At 63.5% G+C, this 16,356-nt stretch carries 14 protein-coding genes; 6 read left to right on the top strand and 8 right to left on the bottom strand.

Features of this window, described 5'->3' with window-relative positions; genetic code table 11:
• Positions 1–82: 82 nt before the first annotated feature.
• Together hydA and CHC01_RS30225 are read left to right on the top strand one after the other, a co-directional pair.
• Positions 83–1,549 (top strand): dihydropyrimidinase, encoded by a 1,467-nt coding sequence (hydA, locus tag CHC01_RS30230; protein ID WP_089268045.1) that lies wholly within the window; start codon positions 83–85, stop codon positions 1,547–1,549.
• Positions 1,549–2,664, top strand: coding sequence for a DSD1 family PLP-dependent enzyme (locus CHC01_RS30225; protein ID WP_089268044.1), 1,116 nt, complete (start codon positions 1,549–1,551; stop codon positions 2,662–2,664). Before hydA ends, CHC01_RS30225 begins: the two co-directional genes overlap by 1 nt.
• A gap of 153 nt (positions 2,665–2,817) precedes the next feature.
• On the opposite strand, the gene CHC01_RS30220 is transcribed toward CHC01_RS30225, so the two are convergent.
• The 6 genes from CHC01_RS30220 to CHC01_RS30195 all read right to left on the bottom strand — a co-directional run bounded on the left by CHC01_RS30220 (position 2,818) and on the right by CHC01_RS30195 (position 8,482).
• Positions 2,818–3,525, bottom strand: a complete 708-nt coding sequence (locus tag CHC01_RS30220; RefSeq protein ID WP_089268043.1) for an ABC transporter ATP-binding protein — start codon at positions 3,523–3,525, stop codon at positions 2,818–2,820.
• Positions 3,525–4,277, bottom strand: coding sequence for an ABC transporter ATP-binding protein (locus tag CHC01_RS30215; protein WP_089268042.1), 753 nt, complete (start codon positions 4,275–4,277; stop codon positions 3,525–3,527). Before CHC01_RS30215 ends, CHC01_RS30220 begins: the two co-directional genes overlap by 1 nt.
• Positions 4,274–5,110: a branched-chain amino acid ABC transporter permease gene (locus tag CHC01_RS30210; RefSeq protein WP_089268041.1), complete on the bottom strand. Its 837-nt coding sequence runs from the start codon at positions 5,108–5,110 to the stop codon at positions 4,274–4,276. The genes CHC01_RS30215 and CHC01_RS30210 overlap by 4 nt, the downstream gene beginning before the upstream one ends.
• The gene (locus CHC01_RS30205; RefSeq protein ID WP_089268040.1) at positions 5,110–5,982 is read right to left on the bottom strand and encodes a branched-chain amino acid ABC transporter permease; all 873 of its coding nucleotides are present in this window, start codon (positions 5,980–5,982) and stop codon (positions 5,110–5,112) included. The genes CHC01_RS30210 and CHC01_RS30205 overlap by 1 nt, the downstream gene beginning before the upstream one ends.
• Positions 5,983–6,068: 86 nt before the next feature.
• Positions 6,069–7,301, bottom strand: a complete 1,233-nt coding sequence (locus CHC01_RS30200; protein ID WP_176454755.1) for an ABC transporter substrate-binding protein — start codon at positions 7,299–7,301, stop codon at positions 6,069–6,071.
• A 494-nt stretch (positions 7,302–7,795) separates the two neighbouring features.
• Positions 7,796–8,482 carry a MarR family winged helix-turn-helix transcriptional regulator gene (locus CHC01_RS30195; RefSeq protein ID WP_176454754.1) on the bottom strand — a complete coding sequence of 229 codons (687 nt, stop codon included), beginning with the start codon at positions 8,480–8,482 and terminating at the stop codon, positions 7,796–7,798.
• 187 nt (positions 8,483–8,669) lie between these two features.
• On the opposite strand from CHC01_RS30195, the gene CHC01_RS30190 reads away from it, so the two are divergent.
• Positions 8,670–10,178, top strand: a complete 1,509-nt coding sequence (locus CHC01_RS30190; protein ID WP_089268038.1) for a 4-hydroxyphenylacetate 3-hydroxylase family protein — start codon at positions 8,670–8,672, stop codon at positions 10,176–10,178.
• 186 nt (positions 10,179–10,364) lie between these two features.
• Here the strand turns inward: CHC01_RS30190 and CHC01_RS30185 are convergent, their stop codons facing one another.
• Entirely contained in the window at positions 10,365–11,564 is a 1,200-nt protein-coding gene (locus CHC01_RS30185) for an amidohydrolase family protein (protein ID WP_089268037.1), read from the bottom strand.
• A gap of 49 nt (positions 11,565–11,613) precedes the next feature.
• The gene (locus CHC01_RS30180) at positions 11,614–12,195 is read right to left on the bottom strand and encodes an amino acid synthesis family protein (protein WP_068738529.1); all 582 of its coding nucleotides are present in this window, start codon (positions 12,193–12,195) and stop codon (positions 11,614–11,616) included.
• A 143-nt stretch (positions 12,196–12,338) separates the two neighbouring features.
• Here CHC01_RS30180 and CHC01_RS30175 point away from each other — a divergent pair, with 143 nt between their 5' ends.
• The 3 genes from CHC01_RS30175 (at position 12,339) to CHC01_RS30165 (ending at position 15,899) form a co-directional block, all read left to right on the top strand.
• Entirely contained in the window at positions 12,339–13,019 is a 681-nt protein-coding gene (locus CHC01_RS30175) for a MarR family winged helix-turn-helix transcriptional regulator (RefSeq protein WP_176454753.1), read from the top strand.
• Between the two features lie 125 nt (positions 13,020–13,144).
• The gene (locus CHC01_RS30170; RefSeq protein WP_089268096.1) at positions 13,145–14,326 is read left to right on the top strand and encodes an HlyD family secretion protein; all 1,182 of its coding nucleotides are present in this window, start codon (positions 13,145–13,147) and stop codon (positions 14,324–14,326) included.
• Positions 14,313–15,899: an MFS transporter gene (locus CHC01_RS30165; RefSeq protein ID WP_089268035.1), complete on the top strand. Its 1,587-nt coding sequence runs from the start codon at positions 14,313–14,315 to the stop codon at positions 15,897–15,899. Before CHC01_RS30170 ends, CHC01_RS30165 begins: the two co-directional genes overlap by 14 nt.
• Positions 15,900–16,356: the final 457 nt, after the last annotated feature.

Raw genomic sequence — 16,356 nt, 5'->3', positions numbered from 1 at the left:
GACAGCAGTATTACCGGAAAGTGCGCACCGTCAAAGCCTGTAAATTGTTCGCATATCTGATCTCATCCCTGGAGTTCTGCCCTTGTCCGATCCCGTCTACGACCTCGTAATCCGCGGTGGCACCGTCGCCACATCGAGCGATGTATTTGCCGCCGATGTCGGTATTACCGGCGAGACCGTCGTGGCACTGGGCAGCGGGCTTGCAGCCGGCAAGACGGAGATCGATGCAACAGGCAAGCTGGTATTGCCAGGCGGCGTCGATGCCCATGCCCATATCGAACAGCTCTCCGCAGCCGGCATCATGAATGCTGACACTTTCGAGAGCGCGACGCGCTCGGCGGCGTTCGGCGGCACCACCAGCGTGATTTCCTTCGCCGCCCAGCATGTCGGGATGGATGTGCGCGAGGTCGTCACCGACTATACGGCGCTGGCGAAGAAGGGCGCGATGATCGACTACGCCTTCCACATCATCGTCTCCGACGTCACCGACAAGGTCATTGCCGAGGATATTCCGGCGCTGGTCAAGGAAGGCCATTCCTCGATCAAGATTTTCATGACCTATGACCGGCTGAAGGTCGACGACGAGAAGTTGCTGGATATCCTCGCCGCCGCGCGCGAAGCCAAAGCGCTGGTCTGCGTTCACGCGGAGAACCACGGCGTCATCGCCTGGATGGTGAAGCGCCTGATCGACAAGGGCTACACCGCGCCGAAATATCACGCCGTCAGCCATGCGCGCGTGTCGGAATCCGAAGCCTTCACGCGGCTGATCGCTTTCAGCGAATTGCTCGACCAGCCGGTGATGATCTTCCACGTCTCGACGCGCGAAGGCGCCGCCGTGATCCGCGAGGCGCGCGGCCGCGGCGTCAAGATTTTCGCCGAGACCTGCCCGCAATATCTGTTCCTGACCGCCGAGGACATGGACAAGCCCGGCGCCGAAGGCGCGAAGTGGATGTGCAGCCCGCCGGCGCGCACCACGGACGATCAGGAGGCGCTGTGGCACGCGCTGGCCCTCGGCGACCTGCAACTGATCTCGTCGGATCACGCGCCCTATCGCTATGACGAGACCGGCAAGCTCCGCGCCGGCCCGAATCCGACCTTCAAGCAGGTCGCCAACGGTCTGCCGGGCCTCGAAGTGCGCCTGCCACTGCTGTTCGACGCCATGGTGTCGAAGGGGCGCCTCGGCCTGTCTAAATTCGTCGAGCTGACATCGACCGCGCCGGCGCAGATCTACAATCTGCCGAAGAAGGGCTCCATTGCCATCGGCAACGATGCCGACATTGCGATCTGGGATCCCGTCCGCAAGGTGACGCTTACGGATGAGATGATGCACGATCTCACCGGTTTCTCGCCGTTCTCTGGCCGCACGGTCACAGGCTGGCCCGAGAAGGTCCTGTTGCGCGGCCGTGTACTGGTCGATGGCGACAGGTTCACCAGCAAGCCGGGCGAGGGACGCTTGATGCTGCGCGAGGGCGGCAGGGCCGCGACGCCATCGGGCAAGCTCGCTTCCGAAATGGACCCGGCGAAGAACTTTGGTGCGAAGTTGCTGTGATGCCAAACATGCTCGATCCCAATCTGCCGGCCTTCGCAGATATCCAGACGCCTGCGCTGGTGCTGGACGCCTCTGCTCTTCAGCGCAACATCACCGCAATGGCAGAGTTCGCCAAAGCGAATGGCGTTGCGCTGCGCCCGCATGCCAAGACTCATAAATCGACACGTATCGCGCAGTTGCAGATCGAGGCCGGCGCTGTCGGAATCTCCTGCGCGACGGTGGCCGAGATCGAGGCTTTCGCGCAGGCCGGTATCACGGGTCTGCTGCTGACGACACCTGTCGCCGACCGGCCGAAGCTCGCGCGTCTCGCCGCTGTCGCCGACCAATCCGATATCAGTATCGTCGTCGATCACGCCGACCAGATTCACGTGCTGCACGAATTGCTCGATGCGGGCAGTCGTCCGCTGCAGGTGCTGATCGATATCGATGTCGGCCAGCGCCGCACCGGTGTGGTCGATACGGTATCGACGCTCGCGCTGGCGCAACTGATCGAAGCCACGCCGGGCATGACATTCGGCGGCATCCAGGGCTTCGCCGGTCATGTGCAGCACATGATCGATTCGCAGGAGCGCAGGGCAGGTGCTGCGCGCGTGCGGGCCATGCTCGACGAGCATCTGCATGTGCTGACGGAAGCCTGCATCAAGGCGGAGATCGTCACCGGAAGTGGCACGGGCGCCTGCGCCTATGATGTCACGGGCACCTATACGGAGCTGCAGGTCGGTTCCTATGTCTTCATGGATTCCGACTACGGCAAGTTGGAGCACGAGGGTGGTGCGCTGCCTTACGATCCAAGCCTGTTCATTCTCGCGACGGTCACGTCGGTCAATCGTGCCGGCGAATTCACCGTCGATGCCGGCGTCAAGGCGATGGCCTTCAATGGCCCGGTGCCGTCGCTGATGTTGGGTGTGCCGGAAGGGTCGACCTATCGCTTCGGCGGCGACGAGCACGGCATGATCACCATGCCATCAGGTGTGGAAGCGCCGAAGCTCGGCAGTCGCGTGTTGCTGCTGACCACGCATTGCGATCCCACGGTGAATTTGCATGCGAGCTATCAGGTGGTCGGGCATAATAATGGCGTGGAGACCTGGCCGGTGCTGGCGCGGTATGGGGCGTAGCGCCCCACACTCGTCATTCCGGGACGCGAACGTAGTTCGCGAACCCGGAATCCCGGAGTGTTTGGCTCCCCGGCGTTTCAACTATCTCGGGATTCCGGGTTCGTGCCCGGCAAGGGCCGGCCACGCCCCGGAATGACGAGGGTGGTGCAGGACCTAATGCGGCCCACCCAAAAACGCATCCGACACCGTCGGATCATTGATCAGCGCCTGCGCCGTGCCTGAGGTCACCACGCGGCCAGTTTCCAGCAGATAGGCTCTGTCCACGATCTTCAGCGTCTGCCGCGCCTTCTGCTCCACCAGCAGCACCGTGAGGCCTTCGTCACGAAACTGCGCAATCATCTTGAACAGCGTATCGGTCATCAGCGGCGCGAGGCCCAGCGAGGGCTCGTCGAGCAGCAGCAGCTTTGGCTTCGACAGCAGTGCACGCCCGATCGCCAGCATCTGCTGTTCGCCGCCCGACAACAGACTAGCGAGACCGTCGCGGCGCTTGCCGAGGATCGGGAAGCGCTCGAGCATCCGGCCGACATCGGCCATCGCCTCGGCCTTGTCCGGGCGGGTGTAGATGCCCATCAGCAGATTTTCATAGACCGTCATGCGCGCGAGAATGCCGCGGCCTTCCGGCACCAGCGCGATGCCACGGCGGAGATTCTTTTCGGCCGCATTCGGCACGAGCTTCTCGCCCTGATAGGTGATGTCGCCCTGGAACGGCAGCAGCCCTGCAATCGAACGCGCGATGGTGCTCTTGCCAGCGCCATTGGCGCCGAGCAGTGCCACGATCTCGCCTTTCTTGATCTCCAGATCGACGCCGCGCACCGCGGTGATGGCGCCGTAGCGGACCTGCAAGCCTCGGATGGTCAGCATCAGTCGTCCTTTCCGAGATAGGCGTCGAGGACGACCGGGTTGGTGCGCACTTCCTCCGGTCTGCCTTCGGCGATCAGCACGCCGAAATCGAGCACATAGAGATAGTCGCAGAGCCGCATCACGAAATTCATGTCGTGTTCGATCAGGAGAATGGTGAGGCCGGTGTCGCGCAGCCGGATCATCAGCGTGCGGATTTCCTCGGCCTCGTCATGGTTCATGCCGGCGACGGGTTCATCCAGCAGCAGCAGCTTCGGCCTGGCGGTGACGGCGCGTGCCATCTCGACCTTACGCTGGATGCCGTAGGGCAGGGATTTGGCCGGGCGGTCGCGCAGTTCGGTGAGGCCGAAGAACGCCATGACCTCCTCGGCGCGTTCCTGCGCCGCCGGATTGGCCCAGGCGATCGGCAGCAGACGCCGCCAGGCGCTTTCGCTGTGCGGCTGCGCTACCAGCAGATGCTCCCAGACGGTCATGCTGCCGAACAGCCGGATGTTCTGGAAGGTGCGGGCGATGCCCTCGCGCACGATGCGATAGGACGGCCACTGCGTGACGTCGACGCCCTTGAGTTTGACTTCGCCGGCATCGGCGCGATAGGCGCCGGTGATGGTGTTGAACAAGGTCGTCTTGCCGGCGCCGTTCGGGCCGATCACGCCGACGATCTTGCCTTCCGGCACTTCGCAGACCATGCCGGACAGCGCATGGATACCGCCGAACGTCTTGGTGACGCCCGTGAGTTGAAGCAGCGCGTTGCTCATGCCGCGGCCCTCCGGAAGGTGAGCGTTCGGATTAGCGAACGATCGAGAATGCCCTGACGCCGCACCAGCAGCACGACGATCAGCAGCGTGCCGAAGGCGGCAAGGCGCCAGTCGGCGATCGGACGCAGGAATTCAGGCAGGAACACCAGCAGCAGCGAACCGACCAGCGAGCCCGGCGCGACCGTGGAGCCGCCGAGGATTACCGCGAGCACGAAGTCCACCGAGCGCTCGAAACCGAAATTGGCCGGTTCGATATAGACGTTGTGATGGGCGAACAGCCCGCCGGAGATGGCGGCAACGGCAGCGCCGGCTGCGAAGGCGCTGATCTTGGTGACCACGGTGTTGAGACCGATCAGGCCAGCGGCCGTTTCGTCGTCATGCACCGCCTGCATTTCCAGCCAGACGCGCGAGCGCTCCAGCAGCATCACCGCGATCAGGATGCCGCCGGCCCACAGCCAGACATAGCCGACCGAAATGTGCTGCATGCCACGGAAACCGCCGGAGCCGCCCATGGTGTCGAAATTCAGGAAGAAGCTACGCACCATCTCGCCGAAGCCGACGGTGGCCATCGCGAGATAGATGCCTTTCAACCGCAAGGCCGGGAAGGCGACGATGGCGCCGATGATACCGGCGGCGACGGCCGAGATCACAAGGGCCAGCGTCAGCGGCACGTGGAGCTCAACGGTGAGCCAGGACGACAGGTAAGCGCCGATTCCCATGAAGGCGCCGTTGCCGAGCGAGAGCTGGCCGGTGGCCAGGATGATATAGACGCTGAGGGCGCCGAGCAGGAGGATGCCGGACTCGGCGAGCAGGCTTGCGTAATAGGTCGACATCAGACGCGCTGCCCCTGATCGGATCGCGCGCCGCCGAGCAGGCCCTGCGGACGTAGCAACAAAATCAAAATCATGAAGCCGTAGACGACGAAGTCGCGCACCTGCGAGCCACCGTAAGCGACGGTCAGCACTTCAGCGATGCCAATCAGCGGGCCTGCGACGAGCGCGCCCCAGATCTGGCGCGTGCCGCCGATCACCATCACGGCGATGGCCTTGAGGCCGATCTCGACGCCGAGATAGGGCGTGATGGCGCCGTAGTGGAGCGCGATCAGCACGCCGGCGACGCCGGCCAGCGAGCCCGACAGGATGAAGGCGAGCATGGTCAGGCGGTCTGCCGAGACGCCCAGGATGCGTGCGACTTCGCGGTTCTCGGCGACGGCGCGCAGCGCGCGGCCCATCGGCGTCTTCTGCACGATATAGGCGACGAGCGCGACCAATACGACGGTGGCACCGAGCACCAGCAGCTGCATCTCGCCGATATTGACGGGGCCGAACGTATACTGGTCGCCGTAGATCGGCAGCTGCAGCGGATCCGAGCCCCAGATATTGGTGGCGACGTTCTGCAGGATGATCGAGAAGCCCAGCGTCGACAGCATCGGCGTCACCAGCGGCGCATCGCGCAGCGGCTGGTAGCCGACCTTCTCGATCACGATGGCGATCACGGCGGCGCCAGTCATGCCGGCGAGCACGGCGACGGGCAGCGGAAAGCCTGCCTGGATCAATGTGAAACCGAGATAGCCGCCGATCATGAACAGTTCGGCAATCGCGAGATTGAGAATGCCGAGAATGCCCATCACGAGCGAGAACGACAGCGCCAGCAGCGTATAGACCGCTCCGAGCGTCAGGCCGTTGACGAGTTGCTGTATCAGCATGGGGATCGCAATCGTTAAATCAGGTGGTCGTCATGACTGCGGCCGGGAGGACTTCCCGGCCGCAGCGGCGTGGATGATGTGAGAGGTCAGCAGGCCGGGTGGCCGGGTGCCGAGCTGCAGCCGTTCACCTTGGTGGCCCAGGCACCGTTCTGGCCCTGCAGCACGTAGAAGGCCTTGATCGCATCGCCGTCGTCATTGAAGCCGATCGGGCCGCCGAGACCCTTGAAGCCTTCGAGCTTGGCCATGTAGTCACGGATCTTGGTGCGGTCGGCTTCGAGGTCGGCCGGCTTGCCGGTCACGCCAGCCTTCTTGATCGCGTCGATATACATCGAGACGATCTCGTAGATGTTGGCGTCATACATCGAGGGTTCGATCTCCTTCGGCAGCCCGGACTCGGCGCGCAGCAGCGGCTGCAACGTGGCCGTGAATTTCTCCGGCGCCTCGCCCTTCATGGTGGCGTAGAAGGTCGCGGGAGCGATGATCGGGATTTCCGGAGCGGCCTTCAGAACTGCCGAGGAGATGATCTGCGTCGAGCCGACCACCGGCTTGATGAAACCCTGGCGCTTCATTTCGCGCAGCACCGTGATGGCCTGGCTGTAGTCGGCGCTGATGACGACGCCATCCGGGTTGAGCGCCTTGAGCTTGGTGACCTGCGCGGAGACGTCGAGGTCGCCGGTGTTGAACGACAGCGGATCGCTCTCGTTGGCGATGGCAATCTCGTTGGCCTTCAGCACGGCCGGCATCACCAGCTTGCCGACGGTACCGGCGGTCGCGTCCTTGGCATCGAAGATGATGCCGACGGTCTTGACGTTGAAGCTCTTCTTGAAATACGGCACCACGGTCTTGGCGAGCACGCCTTCGTCGATGGTGTTGCGGAACGCCCACGGGCGGTTGAGCTTCGCCACGCCCGGCTTCGAGGAGGCCTGCGAGGTCGAGACCACCTTCATTTCGTTGGCGACCGGGAAGGTCACTTCGGCGGCGCTCGAGGTCAGCGGGCCGGCCACGGCGAGAACCTTTTCGTCGCCGGCCAGCTTGCGCAGCGAGCTTGCGGCCTGCGCCGGCTTGGCGGCGTCGTCGAGAATGGTGATCTTCACCTTGGCGCCGTTGATGCCGCCGGCATCGTTGGTCTGTTTCTCGAGCATCTTCAGCGTCACGGTGTTGCTGCGGCCCCATTCGGCGAACGGACCGCTCGACGGCACCACGGCGCCGATGGCGATCTCGGCGCCCTGCGCGAAGGCCTGGCCACCGGTCATGGCCGAGAGCGTGACGGCTGCAACTGTGCCCAATACGCGTGGCAAATTCGATTTGATCCGCGACATCGACGATTGTCCTCTTCTGTTGATGCTGTTGCTGCTGTGATCCGCAGCACAATCCAGATAAAGATTTCCATGCACGCCATGTGCCATTGCCGGCCGTGACAGCCGAATGACAGCGTTGGCCGGATCGTCCAATAAATTTCAGGCTTTGACAATCGTCATTCTGAGTATCTTTATAAAATAGTTCTCTTAAGAAGCTAATTTATGCGCCAGTCCAGCCCGGAAATGCAGCAATCTGCGGCGGGCGGGAATGCGCGTAATTGCCTGTTTCACGGGTGTTTGAATGTTGCGGGCGCGTCGCGGCTGATTCCCGCGTCGCGCTTGGGCGGGCGGGGGCTGCGCTTTCCGGTGCCGTTTTGTCGCAGCAATGGCGACGCGGGCTGTAGGATGGGTAGAGCCCTTGCGAAACCCATCTGCTCCGAGCACAGATATGATGGGTTTCGCGAAGACGCTCTACCCATCCTGCACCCTGACAAGCTGCGTATTGCAGGCCGGATTCAGCCCTTGCGCGACTTGCCGCGCCTGGCAACCGCGATCGATTGCGCCTCGGGCGACAGCTGCTTCACATTGGTGTCCGCCAGATAGCGCTGCAGCGCAATGGCGCGGTCGCTGGAATCGACGAGCCGCTGCACCATGTCCAGCAACTGGTGGAATTCGCGGGTGCCGAGGCAGCCGAACTGCACGTCGTTCACCTGCGCTTGAGTCGGCGCGAGCCGCTCCAGCAATTCGGCGCCATGCGGTGTCACCACGAGGCTGATGCGGCGGCGGTCGCCGGTGTGCGAGGTCTTGGTGATCAGGCCCTTGGTCTCGAGCTTGTTGGTCACGGTGGTGACGAAGGCGCCGCTGAGATGCAGGTGATCGGCGACGGCGCGCACATGGACGTCGCCTTGCGCCGACAGGTGCCGGATCGAAATGAGGGTCGTGTATTCGATGCCGGCAAGGCCGATAACGGCGGCATGGCCTTCGCGCAAGGTCTGATGACGGACCAGAAAGCCGAACAGGCTGTGCACGAGGCGGCGGAACTGGGCATCCGAGCCGTCGACCAGCAGTTCCGGACGGGAGACTGTCAATGCAGCGCGGGGCGCCGGCCGGCCTGTGGCAGGCTTCTTGCTGATCTCCTTGCCAACTGACTTGCCGATCACTGATTTGCCGATCGAAGTGGAGCGCGCTGCGGATTTGGCCACGTGATGATCCCATGTATCAAAACTTGCCCGAGCTTGGCGGCTTCGTGCGGCAATTGCAATCACGACGAATGACGCAGGACCCCGAATGCCACAGGTCCGCTTGACAACAGTCTGAAAATAGCTTCGGATGATAGCTATTAACGGCGATGACCGACGGCGATGCCGGGTCCGATGACGGAGAAGAGTGATGAACAAGGCATTTGGATCCGCGGCGGCCATCGCCGGCGTCAAGACCGGCGCACAGCATGTCGCCGCTGTGCGCGACGGTCGCGCGGTTTATCTCGACGGCAAGAAGGTCGACGACGTCTCGACCCATCCGGCCTATCGCCATGCCGTCGCCTCGGCCGGCGCGCTGTATGACTATCAGGCCGACCCCGCCAATATCGAACGCATGACCTTCGATGTCGGCGGTGGACGCCGGGTCAATCGCGCCTGGCAATTGCCGAAAAGTTATGCGGAACTGGTCGAGCGTCGCAAGGCGCTGGTGGAATGGGCCGAACTGTCCGGTGGCTTCCTCGGCCGCTCGCCCGATCACGTGGCCTCGTCCATGTCCGGCATGATGATGGGCATCGAGGTGTTCGACAATTACGATCCGAAACGCGCGCAGGCGTTCCGCGACTGGTACGACTACGCCCGCAAGAGCGACCTGTTCCTGACCTATGTGATCAACAACGTGCAGGGCGATCGCTCCAAGGCGTTCGGCGATCAGGGCAAGAATGCGCAGGACATGATCGCGCGCATTGTCGATGAGGATTCCTCGGGCATCACCATCCGCGGTGCAAAACTGTTCGCCACTAGCGCCATCATGGCCAACGAGATCTTCGTTGGTTCCGGCCAGCCGCTGCGGCCGGGCGAGGAGCATCTGGCGTTCTCCTGCGCGCTGCCGATGGGCACCAAGGGCCTCAAGATGCTGTCGCGCAAGAGCTTCGAGGCGCATGCGCCAAACGAATACGACAATCCGCTGGCCTATCGCTATGACGAGAACGACGCGCTGGTGTTCTTCGACGACGTGAAAGTGCCATGGGAGCGCGTGTTCCTGCTGCGCAACACCGACATGTGCCGCGCCCAGCTCCATGACACGCCGGCCCATGTCTACCAGAACTACCAGGCGCAGATCCGCCTGTCGGTGAAGCTGCGCTTCCTGGTCGGCCTCGCGCGCGGCATCGCCAAGACCATCGGCACGATCAATTTCCCGCCGGTCATGGAGACGCTCGGCAAGCTCGCGTCGCAGGCAGCGCTGATCGAGGGCATGGTACTCGGCATGGAAGCCGGCGGCGCGATGCGCGGCAACTACTATCTGCCGAACAAGCATCTGCTCTATGCGGCGCAGGTGCAGTCGCAGGAGATGTATCCGCAGATCATCTCGACCATCCGCGAGCTCGCCGGTGGTGCGCTCTTGATGCTGCCGTCCTCGGTGGATGATTTCAGCAATCCGGAGATCGCGGACATTATCGGCCTGACCCAGATTTCGCCGGCGATGTCGGGCCAGGATCGCGTCAAGCTGCTGAAGCTGACCTGGGACGCCGTCGGCTCCGAATTCGCCTCGCGCCATCTGCAATATGAGATGTTCTATGCCGGCGCCCAGTTCGTGACGCGCGGTCACAGCTATCGCACCTATGACTGGGAGCGCGCGGCGGGCATGGCCGAGAAGATGACGGCGAAGTATGATTTGCCGGAGTTCAAGGGCAGCAACTAGTCGGCACGACGGCCCCTCAATTGTCATCCCCGCGAAGGCGGGGATCCATACACGCTGAAATACTGGTTGAGACGACGTAGTCGTGGCTCTGCCGTCTCTCTTTTAAGCTGACCGTGGCTATGGGTCCCCGCCCCGCGCGCGCCTTCGCGCGCTAGGCGGGGACGACAACTGAGAGTGGTCGCTAAATCAATGCGCCGCCGCGCCCGAGAAATCCCGCGGCAGTTTCGTCTCCGCTACCCGCACATTCCGCATCCCCGCCGGCGTATTGCGGCTGCGGCCGACGAAGCGCGGCACGCCGTCGGTGATCACGGCGCTCACCGCCGGCACGTCGCCATTCACAAGCGCCGACAGCGCGTCATCCTGCGAACCGCCGGCGCAAGCGTCGATCAGCACCACGTCGGCATCCTTGCCTGTCTTTAGGAACCCACTGTTGAGCCGATAGACCGTCGCATTGTTCCCCGTCGCCGCGGCGATTGCCTGTTCGGGCGGCATGCCGCCCAGGCTGGCGAGATGGCTGATGGTGTAGAACATGCCGAGTGGCATGATCCCGCTGCCGGTCGGTGTGTCCGTCGCGATCAGCAGGCGCTCCGGCTGTTTGGCCTCGTCGAGCAGCTTCGCCGTCAGAAGGGCGGTGCGCAGATTGCCGGCGGTGCAGAGCTGCAGCGCGATGTCGCTTTCGTTGACGAGGCGCGCGAAGCCGGCTTCCGGCATCGCCACCGGCCCGCCATTGACGTGAAATGAGACGCTCGGATTCGATTTCAGCACGTGCTCGGCCCAGATGCCGGATGAGCCGGGGATCGATGAGCCGCCGGTATGCATGGTCGTGACCATGCCGAGCTTGCGTGCGGCGAGCATCAAGGGCGCATAGTCGTATGGCGTGTCGAATGCGCCGAAGCCGGCCTTGGCGAGCCACAACCCGGCCTTCACCAGTTCTTCCAGATCGGCCTCGGTCAGCCCGGGTTCGAGGATGACCGAGCCAGCATGGACGCGCATGCCGCCGGGGCGATAGTCGAGGAAGCAGGCGCGGGCGGCCAGCGCGAGTGCCTTGACGCCGGCGGGATCCTTGGGACGGCCGGGGACGTGCACTTCGGATGCCGTGATCGACGTCGTCGTGCCGCCATGCACGTAGCTTTCGAGATAGCCGACCACGCGCTGCCTTGGCGTGTAATCGCCGAAGGTGATGTGCACATGGCTGTCGATCAGGCCGGGAATTGCCGTCGTACCGGCGGCGTCGATCACCACATCGGCCGATGACACCTGATCCGAGGACAGCGTGCCGATCGCGCTGATGCGGCCGTCCTGCATCAGGATCCCGTCGCCCGCGGTGAACGGCGCTGTGAGATCACCGGTGACGATGGTGCCGATATTGACGATGGCCGTTTTCATACCCGTCTCCGCAATCTCAAGGCCGTCCAAGGCCGCACAAAGCTGCAGCCTAGCGCAAGCCGTCCTTGCCGCCGATATCCCTGGCATTCAACCCGCCGACCCGCGCATTGAGCCGCCCGCGGTTGGCGAGGCAGACGATCAACGCAACTTCGTCAGCGGCCGGCGCATCGGGTGGCAGCGTCACCGAGACGCCGTCGTAATGCGAGCGAACATAGAGCGCGTCCTTGTGCGCCAGGGGAACGTCGATCAGGCAGCCGGGGGCGGCGAGCTTGGTGAAGGAGGGGATCCACGCTTCGGCGCCGCCCACGGCCTCGCGCAGCGGCGTGGCGAAAGTCGTGGTCAGCATCGCATTGGCGTGTTCGAGTTCGCCGCCGAGGCCGACGACGCCGCCTTTGCCGTAGCTCTCGACCTTGTACGATCCCATCGCCTCGACGGCGAGCTTCGCCAGCACGGCGCCGACTTCGACGCTGGCGGCAATTGCCTCGGAGAGGTCCTCGACATAGCGTCCGGCATAGGGATTGGCGACGATGGCCACGGCGGCGACGCGGCGCAGCGGTTGGTCGTGCCGGTGGCCGGCCTCGACCTCCTTGTGGTCGGTGAAGCAGAGCAGGCGCCTGATATCGAGTTTCATGATGTTCTCCCGTCAGATTTGACGCCGATCCTGACCCAGTAAATGCATTTGATCAATAGCTTCGTTAAGAAGGTATGCAGAATCGCTTGACGAAGCAGGGGGCGCCAGCCAATCCTGTAGTGGATCGTTCACTGGGAAGCGGTATGTCTCGTTCCAAGGTTACGCCGCTCTCCAAGACGACGGCACTGCGTAAATCCGAAAAGCCCGCGGTGAAGACGGGAGCCAAAACCGCGCTCAAGGCAAAACTTCCGGCTCCGGCGCTGACCACGTCGCGCAAGGCGCTGCTGGTCGATGGTTCCGATCATGCATTCCGGCAACTCGTGCACACATTGCTGGCGTTCCTCGCGCGTCACGAGACCGTGCGTGAGGGGCATGCCGCCGCGATCGGCCTGGCGGGGATCGAATACACTGTGCTGATCTCGGTCAAATATCTGGCCGCTGAAGGCGATGTCAGCGTGCGCGAACTCGCAGCGCATCTGCATCTCAGCGGCGCTTTCGTCACCACGGTGTCCAACAAGCTGCAGCAGATGGGATTGCTCGACAAGCTCGTCGATCCCGCCGATCGCCGGCGCCTGCGTCTCACGGTGACGCAGGCCGGCGATGCGCTGCTGGCAAGCCTCAATCCCACGCAGCGTCAGGTCAATGACGTGCAGTTCGATTGTCTCAACGCGGACGAATTTCATCAATTGCTGGGGAGCGTCGAGCGACTCGTCGAATCCAGCGAGCGCGCCATTGCGCTGCAACGCTATCTGCAGCCGCGTGGTCCGGATAATCCGGCGCCATCTGATGGCGGCGACAAACCGGCACGCCGCAAAAAGATATAAATCTGCGGTCTTTGGTACGAATCGAACCCGAATGCTGCGGCACCGGTATGGATTGCCGATATCGGGCGATTGAATGGGGTGCGACGACATGAGACATAATGTCACTCAGTCGCTGCGAGGAAGACATGTCCCAGCTTGATGCATCCCCAACGCCGCAACCGGCGCCGTCACAACCTGTTGCGCCGACACCGGCACAACCGGCTGCGCAACCGCCCGCACAGCCTGCGGCGTTGACGCCAGCACAGCAGGCGTGGCGTCGTCTTGCGATTCCGCTGCTAGCCGTTGCTGCCGCGGTTGTCTTCATCGTTCTGGCCACCACCCGCTGGGACATCTGGATGGGCAACCGCGCGGTGCAAACCACCAACGATGCCTATATCCGCGCGCAGACAACGCGGCTGTCGAGCCGCGTGGCCGGTGCCGTGAAAGCCGTGCCGGTGAACGACTTCCAGCACGTCAAAGCCGGCGATCTGCTGATCCAGATCGATCCCGCGGATTACGAGGCGCAGGTGGCACAGGCCGAGGCCGGCGTGGCCGGTGCGCAGGCGGCGCTGGACAATCTCGCCAACCAGGTCGAGCTGCAATATGCCACCATCGCGCAGGCCGAGGCGCAGCGCGTGTCTGCGCAGGCGATGGAAGTGCAGGCGCAGCAGGAGCGGGAACGTCAGGCTTCGCTGACGCAGACCGAAGCCGGCACGCGGCAGCGCTTCGAACAGGCGACCGCCGCCTATGCCAAGGCGCAGGCCGATGTAAAGGCGAGTGGTGCGGTCATCGCCGCCCAGAAACATCAGCTCGAAGTTCTTGCCGGCACACGCAAGCAGCGCGCCGCCGATCTGCTCGGCGCCAAGGCGACCCTCGATGCCGCCAGACTACGCCTCGGTTATACGAAGATCGTGGCGCCCTTCGATGGCGTGGTCAGCGAGCGTCAGGTGCAGCCGGGCGATTACGTCAATATCGGCTCCAGCCTGATCAGCATCGTGCCGCTGCCCGACGTCTATGTGATCGCCAATTTCAAGGAAACGCAGCTTACCCGCGTGAAGCCCGGCCAACCCGTCGATATCGTGGTCGACACGTTCTCGGCGGAGACGCTGCGTGGCCGCGTCGAGCGGGTTTCGCCGGCGTCGGGATCGCAATTCGCATTGCTGCCGCCGGATAACGCTACCGGCAATTTCACCAAGGTCGTGCAGCGCGTGCCGGTCCGCATCACGCTCGACAAGGGGCAGCCGCTGCTGGACCGGCTGCTGCCGGGCATGTCGGTGACCGCCAGCATCAACACCGACGCGCCGGCGGCCGGCAATGGCGGAAAGTAAGGTCATCGAAAGCGGCCCGGTCTCGACCGGGGGCGTTTCGCACCATCCGATCTTTGCGGTCGGCGCGGTGCTGCTCGGCGCGTTCCTCGCCAATTTCGATACGCGTATTTTCTCCATCGGCCTCGCCGATCTGCGCGGGGCGCTGGGGCTGAGTTTCGACGAAGGCGCGTGGCTCTCCACGGCGGGCACCGCGTCGCAGATCTTCATCGCGCCGGCGGTGGCCTGGATGGCCACCGTGTTCGGGCTGCGCCGCGTGCTCGGCATTCCCGCTCTGGTCTATGCGGCGATCTCGCTGGTGATCCCGCTGGTGCGCGACTACAATCTGCTGCTGGTGCTGAACATCGTGCACGGCATGCTGCTCGGCACCTTCGTGCCGGCAACGCTGCTGATCATCTTTCGCAATCTGCCGATGAAGTGGTGGCTACCGGCCATTGCGATCTATTCCATTCGCGTCGGCTTCTCGCTCAATTCCGGCACCGCGCTGGTCGGCTTCTATGTCAGCCACATCGGCTGGCAATGGATGTTCTGGCAGGATGTCATCATCGCGCCGCTGCTGGCGCTGTTCGTCTGGCTCGGCACACCGCGCGAGCCGATCAACCGGTTCGTTCTGTGCGAGGCGGATTGGGGCGGCATGCTCTTGCTCGGCACCGGCATGGCCATGATCTATGCCGGGCTCGATCAGGGCAACCGGCTGGACTGGCTCGGCTCGGGTACGGTGGTGGCGCTGCTTGGCGGCGGCACGGTCCTGACCGTCGGCTTCTTCATCAATGAGTCGGTGGTCAAACGGCCATGGGCCCATGCCGAAGTGCTGCTGTCGCGCAATATCGGTCTCGCGCTGCTGACGATCATTCTCTACACCATGACCAGCCTGTCCAATTCATCGCTGGCGCCGAATTTTCTGACCAACATCGCGCTGTTGCGGCCGGAGCAGTCCGGCATGTTGTTTCTGCTCTATGCCGTCGTGCCGATGATCGTGCTGGTGCCGCTGTCGATCTGGCTCATTCGCTACTACGACGTGAAGCTGACGCTGATCATTGGCCTTGCGGCATTCGCCGCCGCCGCCCTCCTGGGCACGCAGCTCACCCATGAATGGGCGCTTGGCGATTTCATCCCGATGGTGATGTTGCAGTCGCTTGGGCAAAGCTTCACGCTGCTGCCGATCGTGATCATCGCACTGTCGAATTCCGATCCGTCGCGCGCCACCGCCTTTGCGGCCTATATCCAGGTCTTCCGACTCGGCGGCGCCGAGATCGGCATCGCGCTGATGGGCACCTGGCTGCGCGTGCGCGAGCAGATCCATTCGAATCTGCTCGGCCAGCATGTCGCCAGCGGCGACGCCGATGTCGTCGGCATTCTTGCCAAACTCACCGGCCGCTTCGCCAGCCATGGCGAGGGCCTTGCCCAAGCCCGCGGCATCGGCACGCTCGCAAGCCTTGTGCAGCGCGAGGCCAATACGCTGGCCTATATCGACGGCTTTTGGCTCACCTTCTGGTTCGCGATGGCGGCGCTGATCGTCGTGTCGCTGATCGGCAATGCACCGAAGGGACCGTTCACGCCAAAGCCGCGGGGGTGAGGGGGCAGCTTCTCTCTCGTCATCCCCAGGCACACCAATTGGTGTGCCTGGGGGCCGGACTGAGCTCGGAATCTCGATCCAAGCTCGTCATTCCGGGGCGCATGAAAGCGGCGAAGCCGCTGCAATGCGAACCCGGAATCCCGACATGTTCAGCGCAAAACAGGTCGAGCTTCCGGGTTCGGTCCCGTCGCCTTCGGCGCCGGTGCCGCCCCGGAATGACAGCTTGGGGCCGCAAGACAGCGCCTAAACATTTTTTCCTATTTCTCATTGACAGCATCCTCATCAGGTTTATATTCCCCTCCGTCCTGCCCCACCGAGAGGGGCGATCGCGATCGTCACGTTCGCGGGGTGGGATGCGGCGTCACGCGGTTCATGGGGGAACGTCTGTCTTCGGGCAGGACGGATCTGCGCCAGCACTGCCACTGGCAAGGAGACGGCCGACCTTGGGATGGAAAGA

The sequence above is a fragment of the Tardiphaga sp. OK246 genome (assembly GCF_900188215.1).
GTDB lineage: Bacteria > Pseudomonadota > Alphaproteobacteria > Rhizobiales > Xanthobacteraceae > Tardiphaga > Tardiphaga robiniae.
The sequence above is the reverse complement of the archived record's forward strand: the minus strand, read 5'-3'. Positions and strand labels throughout refer to the sequence as shown.